The 21438-nt window shown below is 67.8% G+C and carries 21 protein-coding genes; 16 read left to right on the forward strand and 5 right to left on the reverse strand.

Annotation, left to right across the window (positions count from 1 at the left end):
* Positions 1–65: 65 nt before the first annotated feature.
* On the reverse strand, positions 66–1298 hold the full coding sequence (serA, locus tag FHT32_RS02795; protein WP_176663111.1) for a phosphoglycerate dehydrogenase: 1233 nt from the start codon (positions 1296–1298) through the stop codon (positions 66–68).
* 275 nt (positions 1299–1573) lie between these two features.
* On the opposite strand from serA, the gene ugpB reads away from it, so the two are divergent.
* From ugpB to FHT32_RS02825, 6 genes are all read left to right on the forward strand, one after another.
* Complete coding sequence (gene ugpB, locus FHT32_RS02800; RefSeq protein WP_176663112.1) at positions 1574–2887, forward strand: sn-glycerol-3-phosphate ABC transporter substrate-binding protein UgpB; 1314 nt, start codon at positions 1574–1576, stop codon at positions 2885–2887.
* A gap of 101 nt (positions 2888–2988) precedes the next feature.
* Positions 2989–3870, forward strand: coding sequence for a sn-glycerol-3-phosphate ABC transporter permease UgpA (ugpA, locus tag FHT32_RS02805; RefSeq protein WP_176663113.1), 882 nt, complete (start codon positions 2989–2991; stop codon positions 3868–3870).
* A 1-nt stretch (position 3871) separates the two neighbouring features.
* On the forward strand, positions 3872–4723 hold the full coding sequence (ugpE, locus tag FHT32_RS02810; protein WP_176663114.1) for a sn-glycerol-3-phosphate ABC transporter permease UgpE: 852 nt from the start codon (positions 3872–3874) through the stop codon (positions 4721–4723).
* 3 nt (positions 4724–4726) lie between these two features.
* Positions 4727–5734 (forward strand): sn-glycerol-3-phosphate ABC transporter ATP-binding protein UgpC, encoded by a 1008-nt coding sequence (gene ugpC / locus FHT32_RS02815; protein ID WP_176663115.1) that lies wholly within the window; start codon positions 4727–4729, stop codon positions 5732–5734.
* 3 nt (positions 5735–5737) lie between these two features.
* Entirely contained in the window at positions 5738–6484 is a 747-nt protein-coding gene (gene ugpQ, locus FHT32_RS02820; RefSeq protein WP_176663116.1) for a glycerophosphodiester phosphodiesterase, read from the forward strand.
* An 84-nt stretch (positions 6485–6568) separates the two neighbouring features.
* Positions 6569–9004, forward strand: coding sequence for a DUF3772 domain-containing protein (locus FHT32_RS02825; RefSeq protein ID WP_176663117.1), 2436 nt, complete (start codon positions 6569–6571; stop codon positions 9002–9004).
* Between the two features lie 10 nt (positions 9005–9014).
* On the opposite strand, the gene FHT32_RS02830 is transcribed toward FHT32_RS02825, so the two are convergent.
* Positions 9015–9485, reverse strand: a complete 471-nt coding sequence (locus FHT32_RS02830) for an Lrp/AsnC family transcriptional regulator (protein ID WP_176663118.1) — start codon at positions 9483–9485, stop codon at positions 9015–9017.
* A gap of 264 nt (positions 9486–9749) precedes the next feature.
* Between FHT32_RS02830 and FHT32_RS02835 the strand changes: the two genes are divergently transcribed.
* From FHT32_RS02835 to FHT32_RS02850, 4 genes are read left to right on the forward strand one after another with little or no spacing between them, the layout of a single operon-like run.
* Positions 9750–10676, forward strand: a complete 927-nt coding sequence (locus FHT32_RS02835) for an ABC transporter substrate-binding protein (protein ID WP_176663599.1) — start codon at positions 9750–9752, stop codon at positions 10674–10676.
* Between the two features lie 27 nt (positions 10677–10703).
* Positions 10704–11600, forward strand: a complete 897-nt coding sequence (locus FHT32_RS02840) for an ABC transporter permease (protein WP_176663119.1) — start codon at positions 10704–10706, stop codon at positions 11598–11600.
* A complete protein-coding gene (locus FHT32_RS02845; RefSeq protein ID WP_176663120.1) occupies positions 11600–12394 on the forward strand; it encodes an ABC transporter ATP-binding protein in 795 nt (264 codons plus the stop codon). The genes FHT32_RS02840 and FHT32_RS02845 overlap by 1 nt, the downstream gene beginning before the upstream one ends.
* Complete coding sequence (locus FHT32_RS02850; RefSeq protein WP_176663121.1) at positions 12394–12900, forward strand: GNAT family N-acetyltransferase; 507 nt, start codon at positions 12394–12396, stop codon at positions 12898–12900. The genes FHT32_RS02845 and FHT32_RS02850 overlap by 1 nt, the downstream gene beginning before the upstream one ends.
* 14 nt (positions 12901–12914) lie before the next feature.
* Here FHT32_RS02850 and FHT32_RS02855 read toward each other — a convergent pair whose 3' ends face one another.
* Positions 12915–13193, reverse strand: a complete 279-nt coding sequence (locus tag FHT32_RS02855) for a hypothetical protein (protein ID WP_176663122.1) — start codon at positions 13191–13193, stop codon at positions 12915–12917.
* Positions 13194–13306: 113 nt separating this feature from the next.
* On the opposite strand from FHT32_RS02855, the gene hemA reads away from it, so the two are divergent.
* The 6 genes from hemA (at position 13307) to FHT32_RS02885 (ending at position 18867) form a co-directional block, all read left to right on the forward strand.
* Positions 13307–14578 carry a glutamyl-tRNA reductase gene (hemA, locus tag FHT32_RS02860; RefSeq protein ID WP_176663123.1) on the forward strand — a complete coding sequence of 424 codons (1272 nt, stop codon included), beginning with the start codon at positions 13307–13309 and terminating at the stop codon, positions 14576–14578.
* Positions 14579–14675: 97 nt separating this feature from the next.
* Positions 14676–15764, forward strand: a complete 1089-nt coding sequence (prfA, locus tag FHT32_RS02865; protein ID WP_176663124.1) for a peptide chain release factor 1 — start codon at positions 14676–14678, stop codon at positions 15762–15764.
* Positions 15761–16615, forward strand: coding sequence for a peptide chain release factor N(5)-glutamine methyltransferase (prmC, locus tag FHT32_RS02870; protein ID WP_176663125.1), 855 nt, complete (start codon positions 15761–15763; stop codon positions 16613–16615). The genes prfA and prmC overlap by 4 nt, the downstream gene beginning before the upstream one ends.
* A gap of 30 nt (positions 16616–16645) precedes the next feature.
* A complete protein-coding gene (gene grxD / locus FHT32_RS02875; protein ID WP_176663126.1) occupies positions 16646–16975 on the forward strand; it encodes a Grx4 family monothiol glutaredoxin in 330 nt (109 codons plus the stop codon).
* Positions 16976–16991: 16 nt separating this feature from the next.
* Positions 16992–17501: a cupin domain-containing protein gene (locus tag FHT32_RS02880; protein ID WP_176663127.1), complete on the forward strand. Its 510-nt coding sequence runs from the start codon at positions 16992–16994 to the stop codon at positions 17499–17501.
* A 55-nt stretch (positions 17502–17556) separates the two neighbouring features.
* Positions 17557–18867: a hemolysin family protein gene (locus tag FHT32_RS02885; RefSeq protein ID WP_176663128.1), complete on the forward strand. Its 1311-nt coding sequence runs from the start codon at positions 17557–17559 to the stop codon at positions 18865–18867.
* A 21-nt stretch (positions 18868–18888) separates the two neighbouring features.
* On the opposite strand, the gene FHT32_RS02890 is transcribed toward FHT32_RS02885, so the two are convergent.
* Together FHT32_RS02890 and FHT32_RS02895 are read right to left on the reverse strand one after the other, a co-directional pair.
* Positions 18889–19575 carry a lytic transglycosylase domain-containing protein gene (locus FHT32_RS02890; protein WP_176663129.1) on the reverse strand — a complete coding sequence of 229 codons (687 nt, stop codon included), beginning with the start codon at positions 19573–19575 and terminating at the stop codon, positions 18889–18891.
* The gene (locus tag FHT32_RS02895) at positions 19572–21317 is read right to left on the reverse strand and encodes a proline--tRNA ligase (RefSeq protein ID WP_176663130.1); all 1746 of its coding nucleotides are present in this window, start codon (positions 21315–21317) and stop codon (positions 19572–19574) included. Before FHT32_RS02895 ends, FHT32_RS02890 begins: the two co-directional genes overlap by 4 nt.
* Positions 21318–21438 lie beyond the last annotated feature (121 nt).

A 21438-nucleotide genomic window follows, 5' to 3' on the forward strand; every position in this document is an offset into this window, starting at 1 on the left:
GCCTTGTGGTAGGCGCGGTAGGCGCTGCTTCCGGGGAGCCCTTCCCCGGGGATCCCCGGAAAAACTCAGAACAGCACGCGGCTGCGGATGGTGCCGCCGACCTTCGCCAGCTTCTCCAGCGCCAGGTCGGAAGAAGCCGCGTCGATGTCCATCACCACGTAGCCGATCTTCTCGTTGGTCTGCAGGAACTGCGAGGAGATGTTGATGTGGTTGTCCGAGAAGATCTTGTTGATCTCCGACAACACGCCCGGCACGTTGCGGTGCACGTGCAGCAGGCGGTGCTTGCCCGGGTGCGCCGGCAGCGCCACCTCGGGGAAGTTGACCGACGAGGTCGAGGTGCCGTTGTCGCTGTACTTGACCAGCTTTTCCGCCACTTCCAGGCCGATGTTGGCCTGCGCCTCCATGGTCGAGCCGCCGATGTGGGGCGTGAGGATCACGTTGTCCAGGCCGCGCAGAGGCGACCGGAACTCGTCCTTGTTGCTGCGCGGCTCCACCGGGAACACGTCGACGGCGGCGCCCAGCAGCTTGCGGGCCTTCAGGGCCTCGGCCAGCGGCTCGATCTCGACCACCGTGCCGCGCGAGGCGTTGATGAGGATGGCTCCGGGCTTCATCGCCGCGATCTCGGCCGCGCCGATCATCCACTGGGTGGCCTGCGTCTCGGGCACGTGCAGCGTGACGATGTCGCTCTGGGCCAGCAGCTGGTGCAGCTCCCGCACCTGGCGCGCATTGCCCAGCGGCAGCTTGGTGACCACGTCGTAGAAGGCCACGTGCATGCCCAGCGCCTCGGCCAGCACCGACAGCTGCGCGCCGATCGAGCCGTAGCCCACGATGCCCAGCGTCTTGCCGCGGATTTCATACGCGTTCTCGGCCGACTTGAGCCAGCCGCCACGGTGCGCCACCGCGCTCTTCTCGGGCACGCCGCGCAGCAGCAGGATGGCTTCGGCCAGCACCAGCTCGGCCACCGAGCGGGTATTGGAGTACGGAGCGTTGAACACCGCCACGCCATGCTCGCGGGCGGCCTCGAGGTCGACCTGGTTGGTGCCGATGCAGAAGCAGCCTGCCGCCACCAGCTTGTGCGCCGCAGCGAACACCTCGGCGGTGAGCTGGGTGCGCGAGCGGATGCCCAGGAAGTGCACGTCGGCGATCTTTTCCTTCAGTTCGGCATCGGGCAGCGCGCCCGGCAGCGACTCGATGTTGGTGTAGCCGGCGGCGCGCAGCACCTCCACGGCCGAGGGGTGGATGCCTTCGAGCAAGAGGAACTTGATCCTGCTTTTGTCGAGGGAGGTTTTGCTGCTCATGGAGGTCTCTTGGAAGCCCCGGCCACGGCGACAGGCTAGGCCGAAAAAAGGGAGGGCGATGCTAGCATGGTGCAGCGCAGCAAGAGGGGCCGCACCCCGTGCCGGGCCTGCTGCGAACAGGGCCAAATCCAGGGGGAAAGACAAAGAGGAGCCGCTGGGTCCAAAGGGGTTTCCCCGATTGGAAGAAACCCGCCCCCCGTGCGCCAATGTGACGCGGCTGTGTCATGCACATGCCCTAGCATCCGCGCTTTCCATTTTTCCCTTCAGGAGTCTTCATGCGATTCAAGACGCTCGCCTTGGCATCGGCGTTGGCCGCCACCACGCTCTTCAACGTGGCACAGGCCCAGACCGAGATCCAGTGGTGGCATTCCATGACCGCCGTCAACAACGAGTGGGTCAACGACCTGGCCAGGCAGTTCAACGAGAGCCAGAAGGAATACAAGATCGTCCCGACCTTCAAGGGCACCTACGACGAATCGATGACGGCCTCCATCGCGGCCTTCCGCGCCGGCAACGCACCGCACATCCTGCAGGTGTTCGAGGTGGGCACCGCCACCATGATGGCCAGCAAGGGCGCCATCGTGCCGGTCGGCCAGGTCATGAAGGACGCGGGCGAGAAGTTCGACCCGGCAGCCTACATTCCCGCCGTGGCCGGCTACTACACCGCCCCCAACGGCCAGATGCTGAGCTTCCCGTTCAACAGCTCGACCACCATCTTCTATTTCAACAAGGACGCCTTCAAGGCCGCGGGCCTGCCCACCGACAAGGCGCCCGCCACCTGGCCCGAAGTGGTCGCCGCCGCCGCCAAGCTCAAGGCCAGCGGCCACAAGTGCCCGTTCACCACGGCATGGCAGAACTGGACGCAGGTCGAGAGCTTCTCGGCCTGGCACAACGTGGAGTTCGCCAGCAAGGCCAACGGCCTGCAGGGCCTGGACGCGCGCCTGAAGGTCAACTCGCCGCTGCACCAGCGCCACATCGAGAACCTGGCCAGCATGGCCAAGCAGGGTCTCTTCATCTACAAGGGCCGCGGCAACGTGCCCGAGGCCTCGTTCGTGTCGGGCGAGTGCGCCATGATCAACACCTCCTCGGGCTTCTACGGCAACGTGGCCAAGAACGCCAAGTTCGCCTACGGCCTGGCTCCCCTGCCCTACTACCCGGACGTGCCGGGCGCACCGCAGAACACCGTGATCGGCGGCGCCAGCCTGTGGGTCATGTCGGGCAAGAAGCCGGCCGAGTACAAGGGCGTGGCCAAGTTCTTCAGCTTCATCTCGACGCCTGAAGTGCAGTCCGCCAGCCACAAGCGCACGGGCTACCTGCCCGTGACCACGGCCTCCTACAAGCTCACCGAAGAGTCGGGCTTCTACAAGCAGAACCCTGGCACCGACGTGGCCGTGACGCAGATGATCCGCAAGGTCACCGACAAGAGCCGCGGCATCCGCCTGGGCAACTACGTGCAGATCCGCGCCATCGAGGACGAAGAGCTCGAACAGGTCTGGAACGGCAAGAAGACCGCCAAGGAAGCCCTCGACGCCATCGTGACCCGCGGCAACGAGCAGCTGGAACGCTTCCAGAAGGCCAACAAGAGCTGACGCCCGGCCGCCAGACGGCTTCCGTGTCCGGCTAATATCGCCCGCCCCCGTCGGCTCTTGCAAAAGAGCGGGCGCGGCGGGATTTTTTACGTAGAGGGTTCATGGAAAAACGCGTTTTCTTTCGCTCGGGCTGGCTGCCCTGGCTGCTGCTGGCGCCGCAGATGGCGGTGATCTTCGTGTTTTTCTTCTGGCCGGCGGGCCAGGCCCTGCTGCAGTCGCTGCAGCAGCAGGACGCCTTCGGCACCTCGGTCGATTTCGTCGGGCTGCAGAACTTCAAGGACCTCTTCGAGGACCCGGCCTATGGCGAGTCGTTCAAGACCACCGCCGTCTTCTCGGTGCTGGTGGCCACCATCGGCCTCAGCCTGTCGCTGACGCTGGCCGTGTTCGCCGACCGCATCGTGCGCGGCGGCATGTTCTACAAGACCATGCTGATCCTGCCGTACGCCGTGGCGCCCGCGGTGGCCGCCGTGCTGTGGGTCTTCATGTTCTCCCCCTCGCTGGGCGTGGTCGCCTATGCGCTGGGCAAGATCGGCATCGACTGGAACCATCTGCTCAACTCGAAGCACGCCATGACGCTGATCGTGATGGCCGCGGTGTGGAAGCAGATCTCCTACAACTTCCTGTTCTTCCTGGCCGGGCTGCAGTCCATCCCCAAGTCGCTGATCGAGGCGGCAGCCATCGACGGCGCGCGCCCGTGGCGCCGCTTCTGGACGGTGCAGTTCCCGCTGCTGTCGCCCACCACCTTCTTCCTGCTGGTGATGAACGTGGTCTATGCGTTCTTCGACACCTTCGCCATCGTGCACGCCGCCACCGAGGGCGGCCCCGGCAAGGACACGGAAATCCTCGTCTACAAGGTCTATCACGACGGCTTCAAGGCCCTGGACCTCGGCGGCTCGGCCGCGCAGTCGGTGGTGCTGATGGTGATCGTGATCGCGCTGACCATCGTGCAATTCCGCTACGTCGAAAAGAAGGTGCAGTACTGACATGGTTGAAAGAAGAAGCACCCAGGGCATCCTCGCCCACGTGGTGATGATCCTGGGCGTCCTGATCGTCGCCTTCCCCATCTACCTCGCGTTCGTGGCGTCCACCCACACCGCGCAGGAAATCGTGCAGCGGCCGATGCCGCTGCTGCCCGGCTCGAACATGCTCGACAGCTACAAGGGCGCGCTCTTCGGCCGCGCCAGCAGCGCGGGCTCCAACGCCCCGGTGGCCCACATGATGTGGGTGAGCCTGGTGACGGCACTGGTCATCGCCATCGGCAAGATCGCCATTTCGCTGCTGTCGGCCTTCGCCATCGTGTATTTCCGCTTCCCGTTCAAGAAGATCTGCTTCTGGGCCATCTTCGTCACGCTGATGCTGCCTGTGGAAGTGCGCATCCTGCCCACCTACAAGGTGCTGTCGGACCTGAGCATGCTCAACAGCTACGCGGGCCTCACGGTTCCGCTGATCGCCTCGGCCACCGCCACCTTCCTGTTCCGGCAGTTCTTCCTGACGGTGCCCGAGGAGCTCACCGAGGCCTCGCGCATGGACGGTGCGAGCCCGATGCGCTTCTTCTTCGACGTGCTGCTGCCGCTGTCGAAGACCAGCATCGCCGCGCTCTTCGTGATCCAGTTCATCTACGGCTGGAACCAGTACCTGTGGCCGCTGCTGGCGGTCACCAACGAGGACATGTACCCGATCGTGGTCGGCATCAAGCGGCTGATCGCCGGCGGTGACGGCCAGAACGAATGGAACGTGGTGATGGCGACCGCCATCCTCGCGATGCTGCCGCCCGCGCTGGTGGTGGTGCTGATGCAGAAGTGGTTCGTCAAGGGCCTCGTGGACACTGAAAAATAAGTTATGGCTTCCCTCTCCCTACGCAACGTCATCAAGCGCTACGGCCACGGGCCCAAGGCCAACCAGGTCATCCACGGCGTGAGCGCCGAGATCGCCGACCACGAGTTCATCGTCATCGTCGGGCCCTCGGGCTGCGGCAAGTCGACGCTGCTGCGCATGGTCGCCGGCCTGGAGGAAATCTCCGCCGGCGAGATCGCCATCGGCAACAAGGTCGTGAACCAGCTCGAACCCTCCGAGCGCGACATCGCCATGGTGTTCCAGAACTACGCGCTCTATCCGCACATGAGCGTGTTCGCGAACATGGCCTACGGCCTGAAGATCGCCAAGGTGCCGCCGGCCGAGATCAAGGTGCGCGTCGACAAGGCCGCGAAGATCCTGGAGCTGGGCCACCTGCTGGAGCGCAAGCCGCGCGAGCTCTCCGGCGGCCAGCGCCAGCGCGTGGCCATGGGCCGCGCCATCGTGCGCCAGCCGCAGGTGTTCCTGTTCGACGAGCCGCTGTCGAACCTGGACGCCAAGCTGCGCGCCCAGACGCGCTTCGAGATCCAGAAGCTGCACCGCGAGCTCGGCATCACCTCGCTGTTCGTCACGCACGACCAGGTCGAGGCCATGACGCTGGCGCAGCGCATCATCGTGATGAACGGCGGCGTGATGGACCAGTTCGCGACGCCCGAGGAGGTGTACAACCGCCCCGCCACCACCTTCGTGGCCAGCTTCATCGGCTCGCCGCCGATGAACCTGCTGAAGCACGCGCCGGGCGTGCGTCCGGGCCAGATCTTGGGCATCCGCCCCGAGCACCTGGTGCTCGACGAGAACGGCTGGTCGGTGCAGGTCGAGCACGTCGAGCTGCTGGGTGCCGAGCGGCTGGTGTACGGCCGCATCGGCGACGAGCAGATCATCATGCGCACAGACGAGGCCGACCATCCGCCCGTCGCCGGCGACACGGTGAAGATCGCGGCGCGCGAAGACAAGCTGCACTGGTTCGACGCGGGTTCCGGCAAACGTGCGGACTGATCGATGGCCGAGCTGAATCCCTGGCCCTACCCCCGCTGGGTCGCCCATCGCGGCGCCGGCAAGCTCGCCCCCGAGAACACGCTGGCCGCATTCCGGCTCGGCGCATCGCACGGCTATCGCATGTTCGAGTGCGATGCCAAGCTCAGCGCCGACGGCGTCGTCTTCCTGATGCACGACGCCACGCTCGAGCGCACCACCAGCGGCCACGGCACCGGCGGCGCCCAGCCCTGGAGCGCGCTGGCGCAGCTCGACGCGGGCGGCTGGCATTCGCGGGCGTACGCGGGCGAGCCGCTGCCCACGCTGGAAAACCTGGCGCGCTTCTGCCGGGCCAACGAGTACCTACTCAACATCGAGATCAAGCCCACGCCCGGCACCGAGCGTGAAACCGGCGAGGTGGTGGCGCGCGAAGCGGCCCGGCTTTGGCAGGGCGCGGCCGTGCCGCCGCTGCTCACCTCCTTTCAGGTCGAGTCGCTGAAGGGCGCGCAGGCCGTGCAGCCCGAACTGCCCCGGGGCCTGCTGCTCGACAAGCTCTGGGATGGCTGGCTCGAGGCCGCGCAGCAACTGGGCTGCGTCGCCATCGTCTGCAACCACGCGCTGTGGGACGCCGGCGTGGTGGCGCTGGTGCACGAAGCAGGCATGCGCGCGCTGAGCTACACGGTGAACGACGAGCAGGCCGCGCAACGGCTAATCGACCTGGGCACCGACGGCATCATCACCGACCGGGTCGACCTTTTCAGCCCTGCCGGCTGAGGCCGCGAAGGCCGGGCCGCGCAGGCTGCACTTGTGCACCTGCCTTACCGGTCTTTACGAAATGGCGGCTTCTATGATGCGGCCATGAGTTGGACCCTACGCTTCGCGAGCTTCTGCCTCGCGGCCCTGTTCATCTGCGGCGGCGCCCAGGCGCAGCCTGACCTCGGCACCGGCGGCAACAGCGCCGCCGCGGCCGCGGCAGCCCCTGCCCCCACGGTGGCCGAGCTGCGCGCGCAGTTCACCAAGCTCAGCACCGCCGCCGAGACCGACGAGGACGCGCGCAAGCTGCTCTCGCAGATCAACGACATCGGCGTGCAGGCCGACAAGTTCGTCGCCGCGCGAGCCGGCGATCTTGCCGACCTGAACGCCAAGCTCGGCGAGCTCGGCAACCCGCCCGCCGCCGGCGCCACCGAAGACCCGGACATCACCCGCCAGCGCGCCCGCCTGACCAAGGAGCGCAATGCGCTGGACGCCGACATCCGCCTCGCGCGCCTGCTGTCGGTCGATGTGCGGCAGCGCGGCACCGAGCTGGTCACGCAGCGCCGGGCGCTGTTCGAGGCGCAGCTCACCGAGCGCGCGGCCTCGCCGCTGACCAGCGAGTTCTGGAGCGACCTGCGCGAGGCCTGGCCCGACGACCTGGCCCGCCTGCAGGCGATGGCGTCCTCGGTGAACGACGGCCTGGTGGCCGCCACCCAGCCCGAGACCCGCCTGACGGTGATCGCCGCGCTGATCGGCGCGCTGCTGCTCGCGGTGTTCGGCAACTGGGCAGCCGAGGCCCTGCTCGTGAAGCTGGCCGCGCGCTTCCTGCCGGCGGGGCGGCTGCGGCGCTCGCTGCTGGTGATCGGCATCGTCGCGAGCCACATGCTGCTGGTGGCGGTGGCGGCACACGGCTTCGTCGAGGTGCTCAAGGAGTTCGCCACGTGGGAGCCGCAGGCGCGCAAGGTGCTGAATTCGACGGCGCAGGCGCTGGTGTTCATGGCCTTCGTGATCGGGCTGGGCCGTGGACTGCTGGCCACGAGCCGGCCTTCGTGGCGCCTGCCGCCGATTCCCGACGCCATGGCCACGCGGCTGGCCGCCCTGCCCTGGCTGGTTGCGCTGGTGGCCGTGCTCGCGTGGACGCCTGCCGAGGTCAATTCGCTGATCGACGCGAGCTTCGCGGCCGTGGTGGCCACGCACGTGCTCACCGCGCTGGTGCTGACGGCGCTGGTCGGCTCGGTGCTCTACCTCGTGAAGCCGCTGCGCGCCGACGCGCCCGAGGCCGGCCTGCCCGAGCGGCCGATGTGGGTTGGCCTGCTGGTGGCGCTGATCGGCATGCTGATGATCGCCATCTGGGTGCTGGTGGGCCTCGGCTACGTGGCGCTTGCGAGCTTCCTGGCCTCGCAGCTCGCCTGGAGCGGTATCGTGGCGGCCGCCTTCTACGTGCTCTTCAAGTTCGCGGACGACGTGTTCATGGCCACGGTGTCCTCGCGCGCCAGCTTCGGCCAGCGGCTGCAGAAGAGCTTCAACCTCGCGCCGCAGACGCTGGACCAGGTCGCCACGGTGCTGTCGGCGATCAGCCGGGTGGGTCTCTTCTTCTACATGCTGATCGCGCTGGCCGCGCCGCTGGGCACCGGGCCGGGCGAGGTGTTCCAGCGCAGCGGCAAGTTCGGCACCGGCGTGAAGGTGGGCGAATTCCAGCTGGTGCCCGGGGCGATCCTCAGCGCCATCGGCGTGGCCGTGGTGGGTTTCGTGGTGCTGCGCATCTTCAAGCGCTGGCTCGCGCACAGCTACCTGCCCAGCACGAAGTTCGAGCCGGGCATGCAGAGCTCCATCACCACGCTGCTGGGCTACGTGGGCGGCATCCTGGTGATCGCCTTCTCGCTGTCGGCGCTGGGCATCGGCATCGAGCGCATCGCGTGGGTGGCGAGCGCGCTGTCGGTGGGCATCGGCTTCGGCCTGCAGGCCATCGTGCAGAACTTCATCTCGGGGCTGATCCTGCTGGCCGAGCAGCCGGTGAAGGTGGGCGACTGGGTGGTGCTGGGCACCGCGGAGGGCGACGTGCGGCGCATCAACGTGCGCGCCACCGAGATCCAGCTGGGCGACCGCTCGACGCTGATCGTGCCGAACTCGGAGTTCATCACCAAGACCGTGCGCAACATGACGCTGGCCAACGCCGAGGGCCGCGTGCTGATCCGCCTGCCGATGCCGCTGACCACCGACGCGCAGCGCGTGCGCGAGCTGATCCTCGCGGCCTGCAAGGGGCACGAGGGCGTGCTGGAGACGCCGGCGCCCTCGCTCACGCTGGAGGGCATCGAGAACGGGCTCCTGATCTTCCAGGCGATCGCCTACGTGGCGAGCCCGCGGCTGGCGGGGGGCGTGCGCAGCGACCTGCTGTTCACCATCCTCGACGAACTCAAGAAGGCCTCGCTGCCGCTGGCAGTGCCAACGATGGTGATGGCCGCGGCGCCAGAAATGCCGGCACCGCCGGCGGCCGTGCCGTCGTCGCCCGCCTCGCCGATCCCCGGCGTGCCGCCGACCTGAGCGGCCCCGCTCACTCCAGCGGCAGCGCGGTGGTGAACTTGATCTCGTTGAGGCACACGCTGGAACGCACCGCCGATACGCCCGGCATGTGCATCAGCGTGTGCATCAGGAACTGCGAGAGCGACTCCAGGTCCTGCGCGACGACCTTGAGCACGTAGTCGAAGTCGCCGGTCACCGAGTAGCACTCCAGGATCTGCTTCATGTCGGCGATCAGGTCCTGGAACTTGGGCAGTTCGTCGACGTGGCCGCGCGCCATGGTCACGTGGATGAAGGCGGTCACGCCCAGCCCGATGTGGCGCGCGTTCAGCCGCGCCGCGTAGCCGTGGATCAGCCCCAGTTCCTCCAGCCGCCGGTGGCGCCGCAGGCACTGCGCGGGAGAGAGATTGGCCGCTTCCGCCAGCTCCAGGTTGGTGGCCCGGCCGTGGGCCTGCAGGTGCTCGAGAATTTTCCGGTCGATCCGGTCGAGGGCGATGTCATGCAATTTCTTCTCCCAATGCACCAAGTCGATGCAATTTTATGGCGCAAAGCGGGGTAAGCCCGAGGCTTTGATGCACCTTAATTGTGCAAAGTACGATCTAGACTCCCTGGCGCCCGGACCGCACGACGCGATGTCCAGCCGCTGAATACCCCGCCGCCGGCACCCGCCTGCGGCTTCAGACGCATCCAAATCCCCACCCGGAGACCCTTTCCCGTGAAAAACGCTTTGCTTCGCACCCCCTTCAGCGCAGTGGCCCTGGCCCTCGGCATGCTGGCCGCCGCGCCTTCGTTCGCGGCCGACACCAAGTCTGTGGCCGTGACCGCCATCGTCGAGCACCCGGCGCTGGACGCGGTGCGCGACGGCGTGAAGGCCGAGCTGAAGGCTTCGGGCTACGAGGAAGGCAAGAACCTCAAGTTCACCTACCAGAGCGCACAGGGCAACGTGGGCACCGCCGCCCAGATCGCCCGCAAGTACGTGGGCGACCAGCCCGATGCGATCGTCGCCATCGCCACGCCGTCGGCGCAGGCCGTGGTGGCTGCCACCAAGAGCATCCCGGTGGTGTATTCGGCGGTCACCGACCCGGTGGCGGCCAAGCTGGTGAAGAGCTGGGAGCCCACGGGCACCAACGTGACGGGCGTGTCCGATCTGTCGCCGCTGGAAAAGCACATCGCCCTCATCAAGCAGGTGGTGCCCGCCGCCAAGCGCATCGGCGTGATCTACAGCCCCGGCGAAGCCAATTCGGTGGCCATCGTCGAGTCGCTCAAGAAGGCCGCATCGGCCGCCGGCATGACCGTGGTGGAAGCAGCCGCCGCCCGCACGGTGGACGTGCCGACCGCCGCGCAGAGCCTGGTCGGCAAGGCCGACGTGATCTACACGCCCACCGACAACAACGTGGTCTCGGCCTTCGAGGGCATCGTGAAGGTGGCGCAGCAGGGCAAGCTGCCGGTGGTGGCGGCCGACACCGCCACCGTCGAGCGCGGCGCCGTGGCCGCGCTGGGCCTGAACTACACCGACATCGGCCGCCAGACCGGCAAGGTCGTGGTGCGCATCCTCAAGGGCGAGAAGCCCGGGGCGATCGCCTCGCAGACCAGCGCCAACTTCGAACTGGTGGTGAACCCCGGCGCGGCCAAGCTGCAGGGCGTGACGCTGTCCGACGAGCTGCTGAAGACCGCCAAGGTCGTGAGCACGAAGTAAGAAGCGGCCGGCTTTCCTCTTTTACCCATGTCGCTCATCGCTTCGCTGGGCGCCATCGAGATCGGCCTGATATTCGGGCTGGTCGCGCTGGGCGTCTTCCTGTCGTTTCGCATCATCAACTTCCCCGACCTCACGGTGGACGGCAGCTTCCCGCTGGGCGCTGCCGTGGCCGCGACGCTCATCGTCGCGGGCTGGAACCCGGTCGCCGCCACCGCGGTGGCCTGCGTGGCCGGCGCCGCCTCGGGCTGGGTCACGGCCTGGCTCAACGTGAAGCTGAAGATCATGCAGCTGCTGGCGAGCATCCTGGTGATGATCGCGCTGTACTCCATCAACCTGCGCGTGATGGGCAAGCCCAACGTGGCGCTCATCACCGAGCCCACGGTGTTCAGCATGGCCAGCTTCGGCGGCATGCCCGAGCAGTGGGCCAAGCCGCTGTTGCTGCTCCTGATCGTGGCCGTCGCGAAGATCGTGGTCGACATGTTCTTCGCTTCCGAGGCCGGCCTGGCGATGCGCGCCACCGGCGGCAACGCGCGCATGGCGCGGGCGCAGGGCATTTCCACCGACTTCCACACCATGGCGGGCCTGGCGCTGTCGAACGCGCTGGTGGCGCTGGCTGGCGCGCTGTTCGCGCAGAGCCAGGGCACGGCCGACATCTCGATGGGCGTGGGCACGATCGTGATCGGCCTGGCCGCGGTCATCATCGGCGAGACGCTGATTCCCGCGCGCAGCATGGTCATCACCACGCTGGCCTGCATCGTCGGTGCGCTGCTCTACCGCTTCTTCATCGCGATGGCGCTGAACACCGACTTCATGGGCCTGCAGGCGCAGGACCTGAACCTGGTGACCGCCGTGCTGGTGGCCTTCGCGCTGCTGGTGCCCGCCTACAAGCGCAGGCTGGGTGGCCTGTTCAAGGGGAAGAACTGATGCTGCGCGCCCAACAACTCGAAATGACCTTCAACCCGGGCACGCCGATCGAGAACCGCGTGCTGCGCGGCCTGAGCCTGGAGATTCCCACCGGCCAGTTCGTCACCGTGATCGGATCGAACGGCGCTGGCAAGTCGACCTTTTTGAATGCGGTGAGCGGCGACCTGATCGTCGACAAGGGCCGCATCGAGATCGACGGCAAGGACGTGACGCGCATGAACGCCTGGCAGCGCTCGGGCATGGTGGCGCGCGTGTTCCAGGATCCGATGGCCGGCACCAGCGAGGCGCTGACCATCGAGGAGAACATGGCGCTGGCCTGGAAGCGCGGCGAGCGCCGGGCCTTCGGCTTCGCGCTCAACCGCAACCTGCGCGAGCTGTTCCGCGAGAAGTTGTCGATCCTGAAGCTGGGGCTGGAGAACCGCCTGGCCGACCGCATCGGCCTGCTCTCGGGCGGCCAGCGGCAGGCGGTGAGCCTGCTGATGGCCTCGCTCAAGCCCTCGCGCATCCTGCTGCTCGACGAGCACACGGCCGCGCTCGACCCCAAGACCGCCGCCTTCGTGCTGGAGCTGACCGCGAAGATCGTCGAGGCCGGCCAGCTCACCGCGATGATGGTCACGCACAGCATGCGACAGGCGCTGGACTACGGTTCGCGCACGGTGATGCTGCACGAGGGCCAGGTGATCCTCGACGTGGCCGGGCCGCAGCGCTCGGGCCTCGACGTGCCCGACCTGCTGCGCATGTTCGAGCAGACCCGCGGCGAGAAGCTGGACGACGACAAGCTGCTGCTGGCCTGATGACGACGCCTTCCGTGCGCGGCATGCGCGCCGCCGACCTCGACGCGGTGCTGGCGATCCAGCTCGCCTGCTACGGTGCGGTCTTCGTGGAAGACGGTGCGCTGATCGCGAGACGCCTTGCCGCCGCGCCGCACACCGGATGGGTGGCGGAGCACGAAGGCGCCGTGCGGGCCTACCTGGCGGGCTATCCGTCGGTGGCGGGCAAGCTGACGCCGCTGCACGGCGAGTTCGAGGTGGCGCAGCGGCCCGATTCGCTCTACCTGCACGACCTGGCTGTGCATCCGGACGCCTCGGGCCTGGGGCTGGGGCCGCTGCTGGTGCGCCATGCCTGGGCCCATGCGATGCAGGCCGGCTGGCGGCAATCGACGCTGGTGTCGGTGCAATCGTCGGTGGGCTTCTGGCAGCGGCAGGGCTATGAGGCCACACAGCCCGATGGCCCGGGGCAAAAGGCCCGTCTTGCCACCTATCCGGGCGAATCGGTCTACATGATCCGCCGGCTGGGCTGAATGAAGACCGGCCTTCAGCGGCGCCAGCCGCGCATCGCCAGCCACTGGACCGTGCCGCAGACCACCACCAGCGCGGCATAGGTCACCATCGCCCCGTCGCGCCCGAACGCCACGAGCCCGGCAACCAGCACCCCGACGCCGGCCGCGAAGGTCAGCGCGAACTGCACCCACCAGCGCGGGACGCCGGCGCGCGCTCCGCCCAGGAATCGCCCGGCAAAGGCCAGCACCAGGGCCAGAAAAGCCGAGGGTGCTACAAAATTAAGCAGGTGGTTGAGAAGGGCCGGCAGGTCCATCGGTAGGGGGTTGCGCGGGGGCCGGAACATGCGGCTGGGGTTATGGCTGTCATAGGGAAAGCCATTTGTCCCCTGGCCAGCCTCGTGCGGCTGCTGATTTTATAATCATGGGCATGTCAGTCTGGGCCCTCGGCTTGAACCATACGACCGCGCCGCTCGATCTGCGCGGTCGTTTCGCGTTCGCGCTCGACCAGATCGCCCCCACGCTGCAGAGCCTGCGCAGTTCCTTCGCCTCCGGCCGCCATCCCCAGGTCGAGGCCGCGATCATCTCCACCTGCAACCGTACCGAGATCTACTGCGCCTCGGAACACGCCGCGCTGGACCATACCTTCGGCTGGCTGGCCCAGAGCGGCGGCGTGGCCCCTGCCCTGCTGCGCTCGCACGCCTACACCCTGCATGACGGCGAAGCCGCCCGCCACGCCTTCCGCGTGGCCAGCGGGCTCGATTCGATGGTGCTGGGCGAAGCGCAGATCCTCGGCCAGATGAAGGACGCCGTGCGCGCCGCCGAAACGGCCGGCGCCCTTGGCAGCACGCTCAACCAGCTGTTCCAGCGCTCCTTCGCGGTGGCCAAGGAAGTGCGTACCGCCACCGAGATCGGCGCCCACTCCATCAGCATGGCCGCCGCCGCGGTGCGGCTGGCCGGCCAGCTCTTCGAAGACCTGCGCAAGACGCGCGTGCTCTTCGTCGGCGCGGGCGAGATGATCGACCTCGCGGCCACGCACTTCGCCGCGAAGGAGCCCAAGTCGATCGCCATCGCCAACCGCACGCTGGAGCGCGGCGAGAAGCTGGCCTCGCGCTTCGGCGGCGAGGCGATGCGGCTGGCCGACCTGCCTTCCCGGCTGGCGGAGTTCGACATCGTCGTGAGCTGCACCGCGAGCACGCTGCCGATCATCGGCCTGGGCGCTGTCGAACGCGCGCTCAAGGCGCGCAAGCACCGCCCGATGTTCATGGTCGACCTGGCCGTGCCGCGCGACATCGAGCCCGAGGTGAAGGCTCTGGAAGACATCTATCTCTACACCGTCGACGACCTCGCCCAGGTCGTGCAGCAGGGCCAGGCCAACCGCCAGGCCGCCGTGGCGCAGGCCGAGGTGATCATCGACGCCGGGGTGCAGAACTTCATGCACTGGCTGGGCCAGCGCGGCACGGTGCCGCTGATCCAGCAGCTCAACGCGCAGGCCGACGAGTGGCGCGCCGCCGAGATGGCGCGTGCGCGCAAGCTGCTGGCCAAGGGCGAATCGGTCGAGGCCGTGCTCGAGGCCATGTCGCGCGGGCTCACGCAGAAGATGATGCACGGCGCCATGGCCGAGCTGCATGCGGGCGATGCCGCCTCGCGCGAGCAGACGGCGCAGACGATCTCGCGCCTGTTCCTGCGCAAAGAGCGTTAGCGGCGCTCGTCGGCAGCCCGGCCTGAACGGCTGCGGCTTTCATGCGCCCTGCCCTCGCACGGCAGCACCCTCCCATTTTTTTGAACCTCTTTCCCCCGTGAAATCCTTTCTGCGCCATCAACTCGAACGCTACGCCCAGCGCCTGGGCGAGCTCGACTTCCTGCTCTCGCGCGAAGACATCATGAGCGACATGGCACAGTACCGCACCATCTCGCGCGAGCACGCCGAGGTCACGCAGATCGCAGGCCGCTACGAGCGCTACAGGCAGCGCGAGTCCGACATCGCCGCCGCGAAGGAAATGCTGGACGACCCCGACATGGCCGAGATGGCGAAGGAAGAAATCGCCGGCGCCGAGGCCGAGCTGGTGCAGCTCGAAGAAGAATTGCAGCGCCTGCTGCTGCCCAAGGACCCCGACGACGCGCGCAACGCCTTCCTCGAAATCCGCGCGGGCACGGGCGGCGACGAGTCGGCCCTGTTCGCGGGCGACCTGCTGCGCATGTACACGCGCTACTGCGAGCGCGCCGGCTGGCGCTGCGAGATCGTCAGCGAGAGCGAGAGCGAGCTCGGCGGCTACAAGGAAGTGGTGGTGCGCATCGTGGGCGACGACGTGTTCGGCCACCTGCGCTTCGAATCGGGCGGCCACCGCGTGCAGCGCGTGCCGGCCACCGAGACGCAGGGCCGCATCCACACCAGTGCCTGCACGGTCGCCGTGCTGGCCGAGCCCGACGAGACGGTGGCCGTGCAGATCAACCCTGCCGACCTGCGCATCGACACCTACCGCGCCAGCGGCGCCGGCGGCCAGCACATCAACAAGACCGACTCGGCCGTGCGCATCACGCACATTCCGACCGGCATCGTCGCCGAGTGCCAGGACGACCGCAGCCAGCACCGCAACAAGGCCAAGGCGCTGCAGGTGCTGTCGGCGCGAATCCAGGAGAAGGAGCGCAGCGAGCGCGCCGCCAAGGACGCCGCCATGCGCAAGGGGCTGATCGGCAGCGGCGACCGCTCCGACCGCATCCGCACCTACAACTTCCCGCAGGGCCGGCTCACCGACCACCGCATCAACCTCACGCTCTACAAGCTGCTCGCCATCATGGAAGGCGACCTCGGCGACGTGCTGGACGCGCTGCGCGCCGCGCGCGAGGCCGAGCAGCTGGCCGAGCTGGAATCGGGCCTGCCGGCATGACCACCATCGAGAACCCGCGGCCGGCCACCGTGGCACAGGCGCTGGCCGCGTCGATCGCACTGGGCGTGGACCGGCTCGATGCCCAGCTGCTGCTGCTGCATGCGCTGGGCCGCGCGCCGCACGACCGGGCCTGGCTGCTGGCGCACGATACCGATGCGATGCCCGACGCGGCATGGTCCGCGCTCGCCGCGCAACTGTCGCGCCGCCGGGCCGGAGAGCCTGTCGCCTACCTGCTGGGCGAAAAGGAATTTCATGGCCTCAGCCTGCAGGTCGACTCTCGCGTGCTCGTGCCGCGCCCCGACACGGAAACGCTGGTCGAATGGGCGCTGCAGTGCCTCGAAGGCCGGGCAGCCCCTCGCGTGCTCGACCTGGGCACCGGCAGCGGCGCGATCGCCCTTGCACTGCAGCATGCCCGGCCCGACGCGCAGGTCGATGCGGTCGATGCCAGCGCCGATGCGCTCGCCGTCGCCGCGGCCAACGCTGCGCGGCTCGGGCTGCCCGTGCGCTTCGCCCAGGCGGACTGGCTGGACGGTGCCGGCACCGGCTACGCGGTCATCGCCAGCAATCCACCGTACATCGCCGCTGGCGACCCGCACCTGCCCGCCCTGCGCCACGAGCCTTCCTCCGCGCTGGTTTCGGGCGCGGACGGCCTCGACGACATCCGCCGCATCGTGCAGGACGCCCCCGTCCACCTCGCCGAGGGCGGCTGGCTGCTGCTGGAGCACGGCCACGACCAGGCCGCGGCCGTGCGCGAGCTGCTCGCCGCGCGCGGCTTCGCCGAAGTGCAAAGCCGCGACGACCTCGCCGGCATCCAGCGCTGCTCCGGCGGAATCTGGCGCACGGTGAAATAATCCCCTCAGCCTATTTTTTCAGGAGTCCCCATGTCCGACGCCCAGCAACGCATCGACGACCTCGTCAAGACCAACGACCTCGTGCTCTTCATGAAGGGCAATGCAAGCTTCCCGATGTGCGGCTTCTCGGGCCGCGCGATCCAGATCCTGAAGGCGGTCGGCGTCGACACCAAGACGCTGAAGACCGTCAACGTGCTCGACGACGACAGCATCCGCCAGGGCATCAAGGAATACAGCAACTGGCCCACGATCCCGCAGCTCTACGTGAAGGGCGAGTTCATCGGCGGCTCGGACATCATGATGGAGATGTACGAATCGGGCGAGCTGCAGCAGGTGGTGAACGGCGGCGCCTCCGCCTGAGAACCCGGGAGCGGTCATGAGCCACGATCACGCGGACCACGACCACTCCCACGATGACGGCGAGACCACGGCCTGGAAGCACGACGGCGTGCGCGTGATCCCGGCCGACCGGCTCGACGCCAACACCGCCCAGACGCCCGGCATGAACCGGGCAGCGGCCATCAACTTCGCCCGCGTGGGCGCGCAGAAGCTCTGGGCCGGCACGGTGACCATCCATGCCGACGCCAAGACCGGCGCCCACCATCACGGGCACCTCGAATCGGTGATCTACGTCGTGCGCGGCCGAGCCCGCATGCGCTGGGGCGAGAAGCTCGAATTCACGGCCGAGGCCGGCCCGGGCGACTTCATCTACGTGCCGCCCTACGTGCCGCACCAGGAAATCAACGCCAGCGCGACCGAGACGCTCGAATGCGTGCTGTGCCGCAGCGACGGCGAGGCGGTGGCCGTGAACCTCGACATCGAGCCCGTCGAGAAGCCCGAATCGGTGCTGTGGGTCGACCCCACGCATCCCCGCGGCGGCGTCTGAACGCTTTCCGGGTGCCGAGTCATGGCACCATGGTGGCCGTCTTCGACGTGCCAACATGACCCTCACCCAAAGCCTGCTCATCATCGCGCTGCTGATCGCGCTGAGCGCCTTCTTCTCCCTCGCCGAAATCACCCTGGCCGCCTCGCGCCGCCTGCGCCTGCGCCAGATGGCCGACGAGGGCGATCCACGGGCCGAGAAGGTGCTGCGGGTGCAGGAGCAGCCGGGCCACTACTTCACCGTGGTGCAGATCGGCCTCAACGCGGTGGCGATCCTCGGCGGCGTGGTCGGCGAGGGCTCGCTCAGCCCGTACTTCGCGCTCGTCTTCGAGAAGTGGCTCAGCCCGGAGGCTTCGGCGAGCGCGGCCTTCCTGTGCTCGTTCGTGATCATCATCGCGGTGTTCCTGGTGTTCGCCGACCTGTTCCCCAAGCGGCTGGGCATGAGCAACCCCGAGCGGCTGGCGATACGGATGGTCGGCCCGATGCTGCTGCTGATCACCACCTTCAAGCCGCTGGTGTGGTTCTTCACGCGCTGCACCGACCTGCTGTTCAAGGCGCTAGGCATGCCGCTGGCGCGCGACGACAAGATCACCTCGGCCGACATCCTGGCCATGACCGAGGCCGGCGCGCAGGCCGGCGTGCTCGCGGTGCGCGAGCAGCAGGTGATCGCCAACGTGTTCGAGCTCGACACGCGCCTGGTCAGCAGCGTGATGACGGTGCGCGACAACATCGCCTGGTTCCTGCACGACGACCCGGAGTCGGTGCTGCGCGCGCGCATCATCGCCGAGCCCTTCTCGGCCTACCCGGTGTGCGACGGCGACATCGACCACGTGCTGGGCTACGTCGACGCCAAGGACATGTTCCAGCGCGTCCTCAGCGGCCAGCCGCTGGCCTTCGACCAGGGCCTGCCACTGCACAAGGCGCTGGTCGTCCCGGACCGGCTCTCGCTCACCGAAGTGCTCGAGCAGTTCCGGCAGGCGCACGAAGACTTCGCGATCATCGTCAACGAATACAGCCTGGTGGTGGGCGTGATCACGCTGAACGACGTGATGAGCACGGTGATGGGCGACCTGGTGTCCGCGCCCGACGAGGAGCAGATCGTTCGGCGCGACGAGAACTCATGGCTGATCGACGGAGTCACGCCCATCCAGGACGTGCAGCGCGCGCTGCACATCGACGAGCTGCCGCACTCGGAGGAATACGAGACGCTGGCCGGCTTCCTGATGGTGATGCTGCGCCGCGTACCCAAGCGCACCGACAGCGTGAGCTGGGGCGGCTACACCTTCGAGGTGATGGACGTGGACAGCTACCGCATCGACCAGGTGATGGTCACCAAGGGCTCGGGCACCGCGAAGGCGCCTGCGAACTGAGCAGGCAGAAGAAGGAAGGCGTCAGGCCGCCGAGCGGTCCTTATCCTTTTCCTTTTCTTTTTCGCGTTCCCTGTCGTTGAACACCCAGAGCCGCTGGTTGGCGAACACGGCGTTCGGATACGGCGACTTGCCGCGGCTGCCGTTGTAGCGACCGAGCGTCATGAACAGGTCGCCGTTCTCGCGGTCGAGGTAGTGGCGAAGGATGACGCAACCGAAGCGCAGGTTGGTCTGCATGTGGAAGAGCTTGGCCGGGTCGCTGTCGCCGATCACGCGTGTCCAGAACGGCATGACCTGCATGTAGCCGCGCGCGCCGGCGCTCGACACCGCGAACTTGCGGAAGTTGCTCTCGACCTGGACCAGCCCCAGCACCAGGCTCACCTCCAGCCCCGAGCGCTTGGCTTCGTACCAGGCGGTCTGCAGGAACTCGATGCGCGAAGGGGCGTCGGCGATCTTCTTCTTGAGCCGCTCGCTCATCTCGCCCAGCCAGCGCAGGTAGGCCAGCCGGGCCTCGGTGTTCGCGAACTGCGGCACCGGCGGCGCCTTGTTGTGGATGGCGGAGCTCAGCGCGGTGCGCACCGAGTCGATCAGCGGCTCCTCGATCTGCGCGCCGGCCATGGCGGCCCGCGGCAGCGACAGCACGGTGAGGGCGCCTGCGGTCACGGCGCCGCCCAGGCACTGGCGTCGCGAGAGGCCGCCCTCCAGGCTCATTTGGCGAGCTTGCCGGCGATGAAGTCGGCGATGCCCGCCGCGGGCACCTTGGTGGCGGCCGTGTCGCGCCGGCCCTGGTATTCGAGCTGGCCTTCCTTGAGACCGCGGTCGGAGATGACGACGCGGTGCGGCACGCCTATCAGCTCCCAGTCGGCGAACATCGCGCCGGGGCGCTCGCCCCGGTCGTCGAGCAGCACGTCGACGCCCTTGGCGAGCAGCTCTTCGTAGAGCGCCTCGGCAGCCGCCTTGACCTCGGCGCTGCGGTCCATGCCGATCGGGCAGACCACCACGGTGAAGGGGGCGATGGCGTCAGGCCAGATGATGCCGCGCTCGTCGTGGTTCTGTTCGATGGCGGCGGCCGGCAGGCGGGTGATGCCGATGCCGTAGCAGCCCATCTCGAGGAACTGCGGCTTGCCGGCCTCGTCGAGGTAGGTGGCGTTCATGTCCTTGCTGTACTTGGTGCCCAGCACGAACACGTGGCCCACCTCGATGCCGCGCTCGATGGCCAGCACGCCCTTGCCGTCGGGAGACGGGTCGCCCGCGACGACGTTGCGGATGTCTGCCACCAGGTCGGGCTCGGGCAGGTCGCGGCCCCAGTTGACGCCGGTCATGTGGAAGTCGACTTCATTGGCGCCGGTGATCCAGTCGGCCAGCACGGCGGCTTCGCGGTCGGCCACGAGCTTCACGGGCTTCTTGAGGTTCAGCGGGCCCAGGTAGCCGGGCTTGCAGCCGAAGTGGTCCTCGATCTCGGCCAGGGTCGCGAAGCGGAAGCCCTGGTTCAGGCCCGGCAGCTTGCCGACCTTGATCTCATTCATGTCGTGGTCGCCGCGCAGCAGCAGCAGCCAGACCTGCGAGCCCTTGATGTCGCCGGCCTCGTCGAGGACGTCGGTGGCCAGCACCAGCGACTTGATGGTGGTGGAAAGCGGCACGCCGAGCAGCTCGGCCACGTCGGCGCAGGTGCTCTTGCCGGGGGTCGGGGTCTTCTCGAGCGCCTTGGCGGCGGCCGGGCGCGGGCCGGCCGGGGCCAGGGCCTCGGCCTTCTCCATGTTGGCGGCGTAGTCGCTGTCGGGGCAGTAGACGATGGCGTCCTCGCCGGTGGCGGCGATCACCTGGAACTCCTCGCTCAGGTCGCCGCCGATGGCGCCGCTGTCGGCCGCCACGGCGCGATAGCGCAGGCCGAAGCGGTCGAAGATGTTGCGATAGGCCTGCGCCATGACCTGGTAGCTCGCCTTGGCGGCGTCGAGGTCGCGGTCGAAGCTGTAGGCGTCCTTCATGATGAACTCGCGCCCGCGCATCAGGCCGAAGCGCGGACGGCGCTCGTCGCGGAACTTGGTCTGGATCTGGTAGAAGTTCTTCGGCAGCTGCTTGTAGCTGCGGATCTCCTGGCGGGCGATGTCGGTCACCACTTCTTCGCTGGTCGGCTGGACCACATAGTCGCGGTCGTGGCGGTCCTTGATGCGCAGCAGCTCGGGGCCCATCTTGTCGAACCGGCCGGTCTCCTGCCAGAGCTCGGCGGGCTGCACCACGGGCATGGTCATCTCGACTGCGCCGGCGCGGTTCATCTCTTCACGGACGATGGCTTCCACCTTGCGGATCACGCGCAGGCCCATGGGCATGTAGGTGTAGATGCCCGTGCCGAGCTTCTTGATCATGCCGGCCCGCATCATGAGACGGTGGCTCGCCACTTCGGCGTCAGCAGGCGCTTCCTTGAGGGTGGAGACGAAAAAACGGGAAGCTTTCATCGGGATTGCGGTGACGGTTCGCTGGATTCGAGGTTCGGAAGTGGGGAACTGCTCCCCCGGAGAGACCCTGAGAGCCTGGCATCGGCAGCTTGCCGAGGGCACCCCGGCATGCATAATCGAC

The organism is Variovorax sp. SG517 (assembly GCF_013376045.1).
In the GTDB taxonomy this organism is placed as follows: domain Bacteria; phylum Pseudomonadota; class Gammaproteobacteria; order Burkholderiales; family Burkholderiaceae_C; genus Variovorax.

Bases quoted from the DNA above. Each gene is read 5' to 3' on its own strand.
- serA (WP_176663111.1), bottom strand. From the start codon at position 1,298: ATGAGCAGCAAAACCTCCCTCGACAAAAGCAGGATCAAGTTCCTCTTG.
- ugpB (WP_176663112.1), top strand. From the start codon at position 1,574: ATGCGATTCAAGACGCTCGCCTTGGCATCGGCGTTGGCCGCCACCACG.
- ugpA (WP_176663113.1), top strand. From the start codon at position 2,989: ATGGAAAAACGCGTTTTCTTTCGCTCGGGCTGGCTGCCCTGGCTGCTG.
- ugpE (WP_176663114.1), top strand. From the start codon at position 3,872: ATGGTTGAAAGAAGAAGCACCCAGGGCATCCTCGCCCACGTGGTGATG.
- ugpC (WP_176663115.1), top strand. From the start codon at position 4,727: ATGGCTTCCCTCTCCCTACGCAACGTCATCAAGCGCTACGGCCACGGG.
- ugpQ (WP_176663116.1), top strand. From the start codon at position 5,738: ATGGCCGAGCTGAATCCCTGGCCCTACCCCCGCTGGGTCGCCCATCGC.
- FHT32_RS02825 (WP_176663117.1), top strand. From the start codon at position 6,569: ATGAGTTGGACCCTACGCTTCGCGAGCTTCTGCCTCGCGGCCCTGTTC.
- FHT32_RS02835 (WP_176663599.1), top strand. From the start codon at position 9,750: ATGCTGGCCGCCGCGCCTTCGTTCGCGGCCGACACCAAGTCTGTGGCC.
- FHT32_RS02840 (WP_176663119.1), top strand. From the start codon at position 10,704: ATGTCGCTCATCGCTTCGCTGGGCGCCATCGAGATCGGCCTGATATTC.
- FHT32_RS02845 (WP_176663120.1), top strand. From the start codon at position 11,600: ATGCTGCGCGCCCAACAACTCGAAATGACCTTCAACCCGGGCACGCCG.
- FHT32_RS02850 (WP_176663121.1), top strand. From the start codon at position 12,394: ATGACGACGCCTTCCGTGCGCGGCATGCGCGCCGCCGACCTCGACGCG.
- FHT32_RS02855 (WP_176663122.1), bottom strand. From the start codon at position 13,193: ATGGACCTGCCGGCCCTTCTCAACCACCTGCTTAATTTTGTAGCACCC.
- hemA (WP_176663123.1), top strand. From the start codon at position 13,307: ATGTCAGTCTGGGCCCTCGGCTTGAACCATACGACCGCGCCGCTCGAT.
- prmC (WP_176663125.1), top strand. From the start codon at position 15,761: ATGACCACCATCGAGAACCCGCGGCCGGCCACCGTGGCACAGGCGCTG.
- grxD (WP_176663126.1), top strand. From the start codon at position 16,646: ATGTCCGACGCCCAGCAACGCATCGACGACCTCGTCAAGACCAACGAC.
- FHT32_RS02880 (WP_176663127.1), top strand. From the start codon at position 16,992: ATGAGCCACGATCACGCGGACCACGACCACTCCCACGATGACGGCGAG.
- FHT32_RS02885 (WP_176663128.1), top strand. From the start codon at position 17,557: ATGACCCTCACCCAAAGCCTGCTCATCATCGCGCTGCTGATCGCGCTG.
- FHT32_RS02890 (WP_176663129.1), bottom strand. From the start codon at position 19,575: ATGAGCCTGGAGGGCGGCCTCTCGCGACGCCAGTGCCTGGGCGGCGCC.
- FHT32_RS02895 (WP_176663130.1), bottom strand. From the start codon at position 21,317: ATGAAAGCTTCCCGTTTTTTCGTCTCCACCCTCAAGGAAGCGCCTGCT.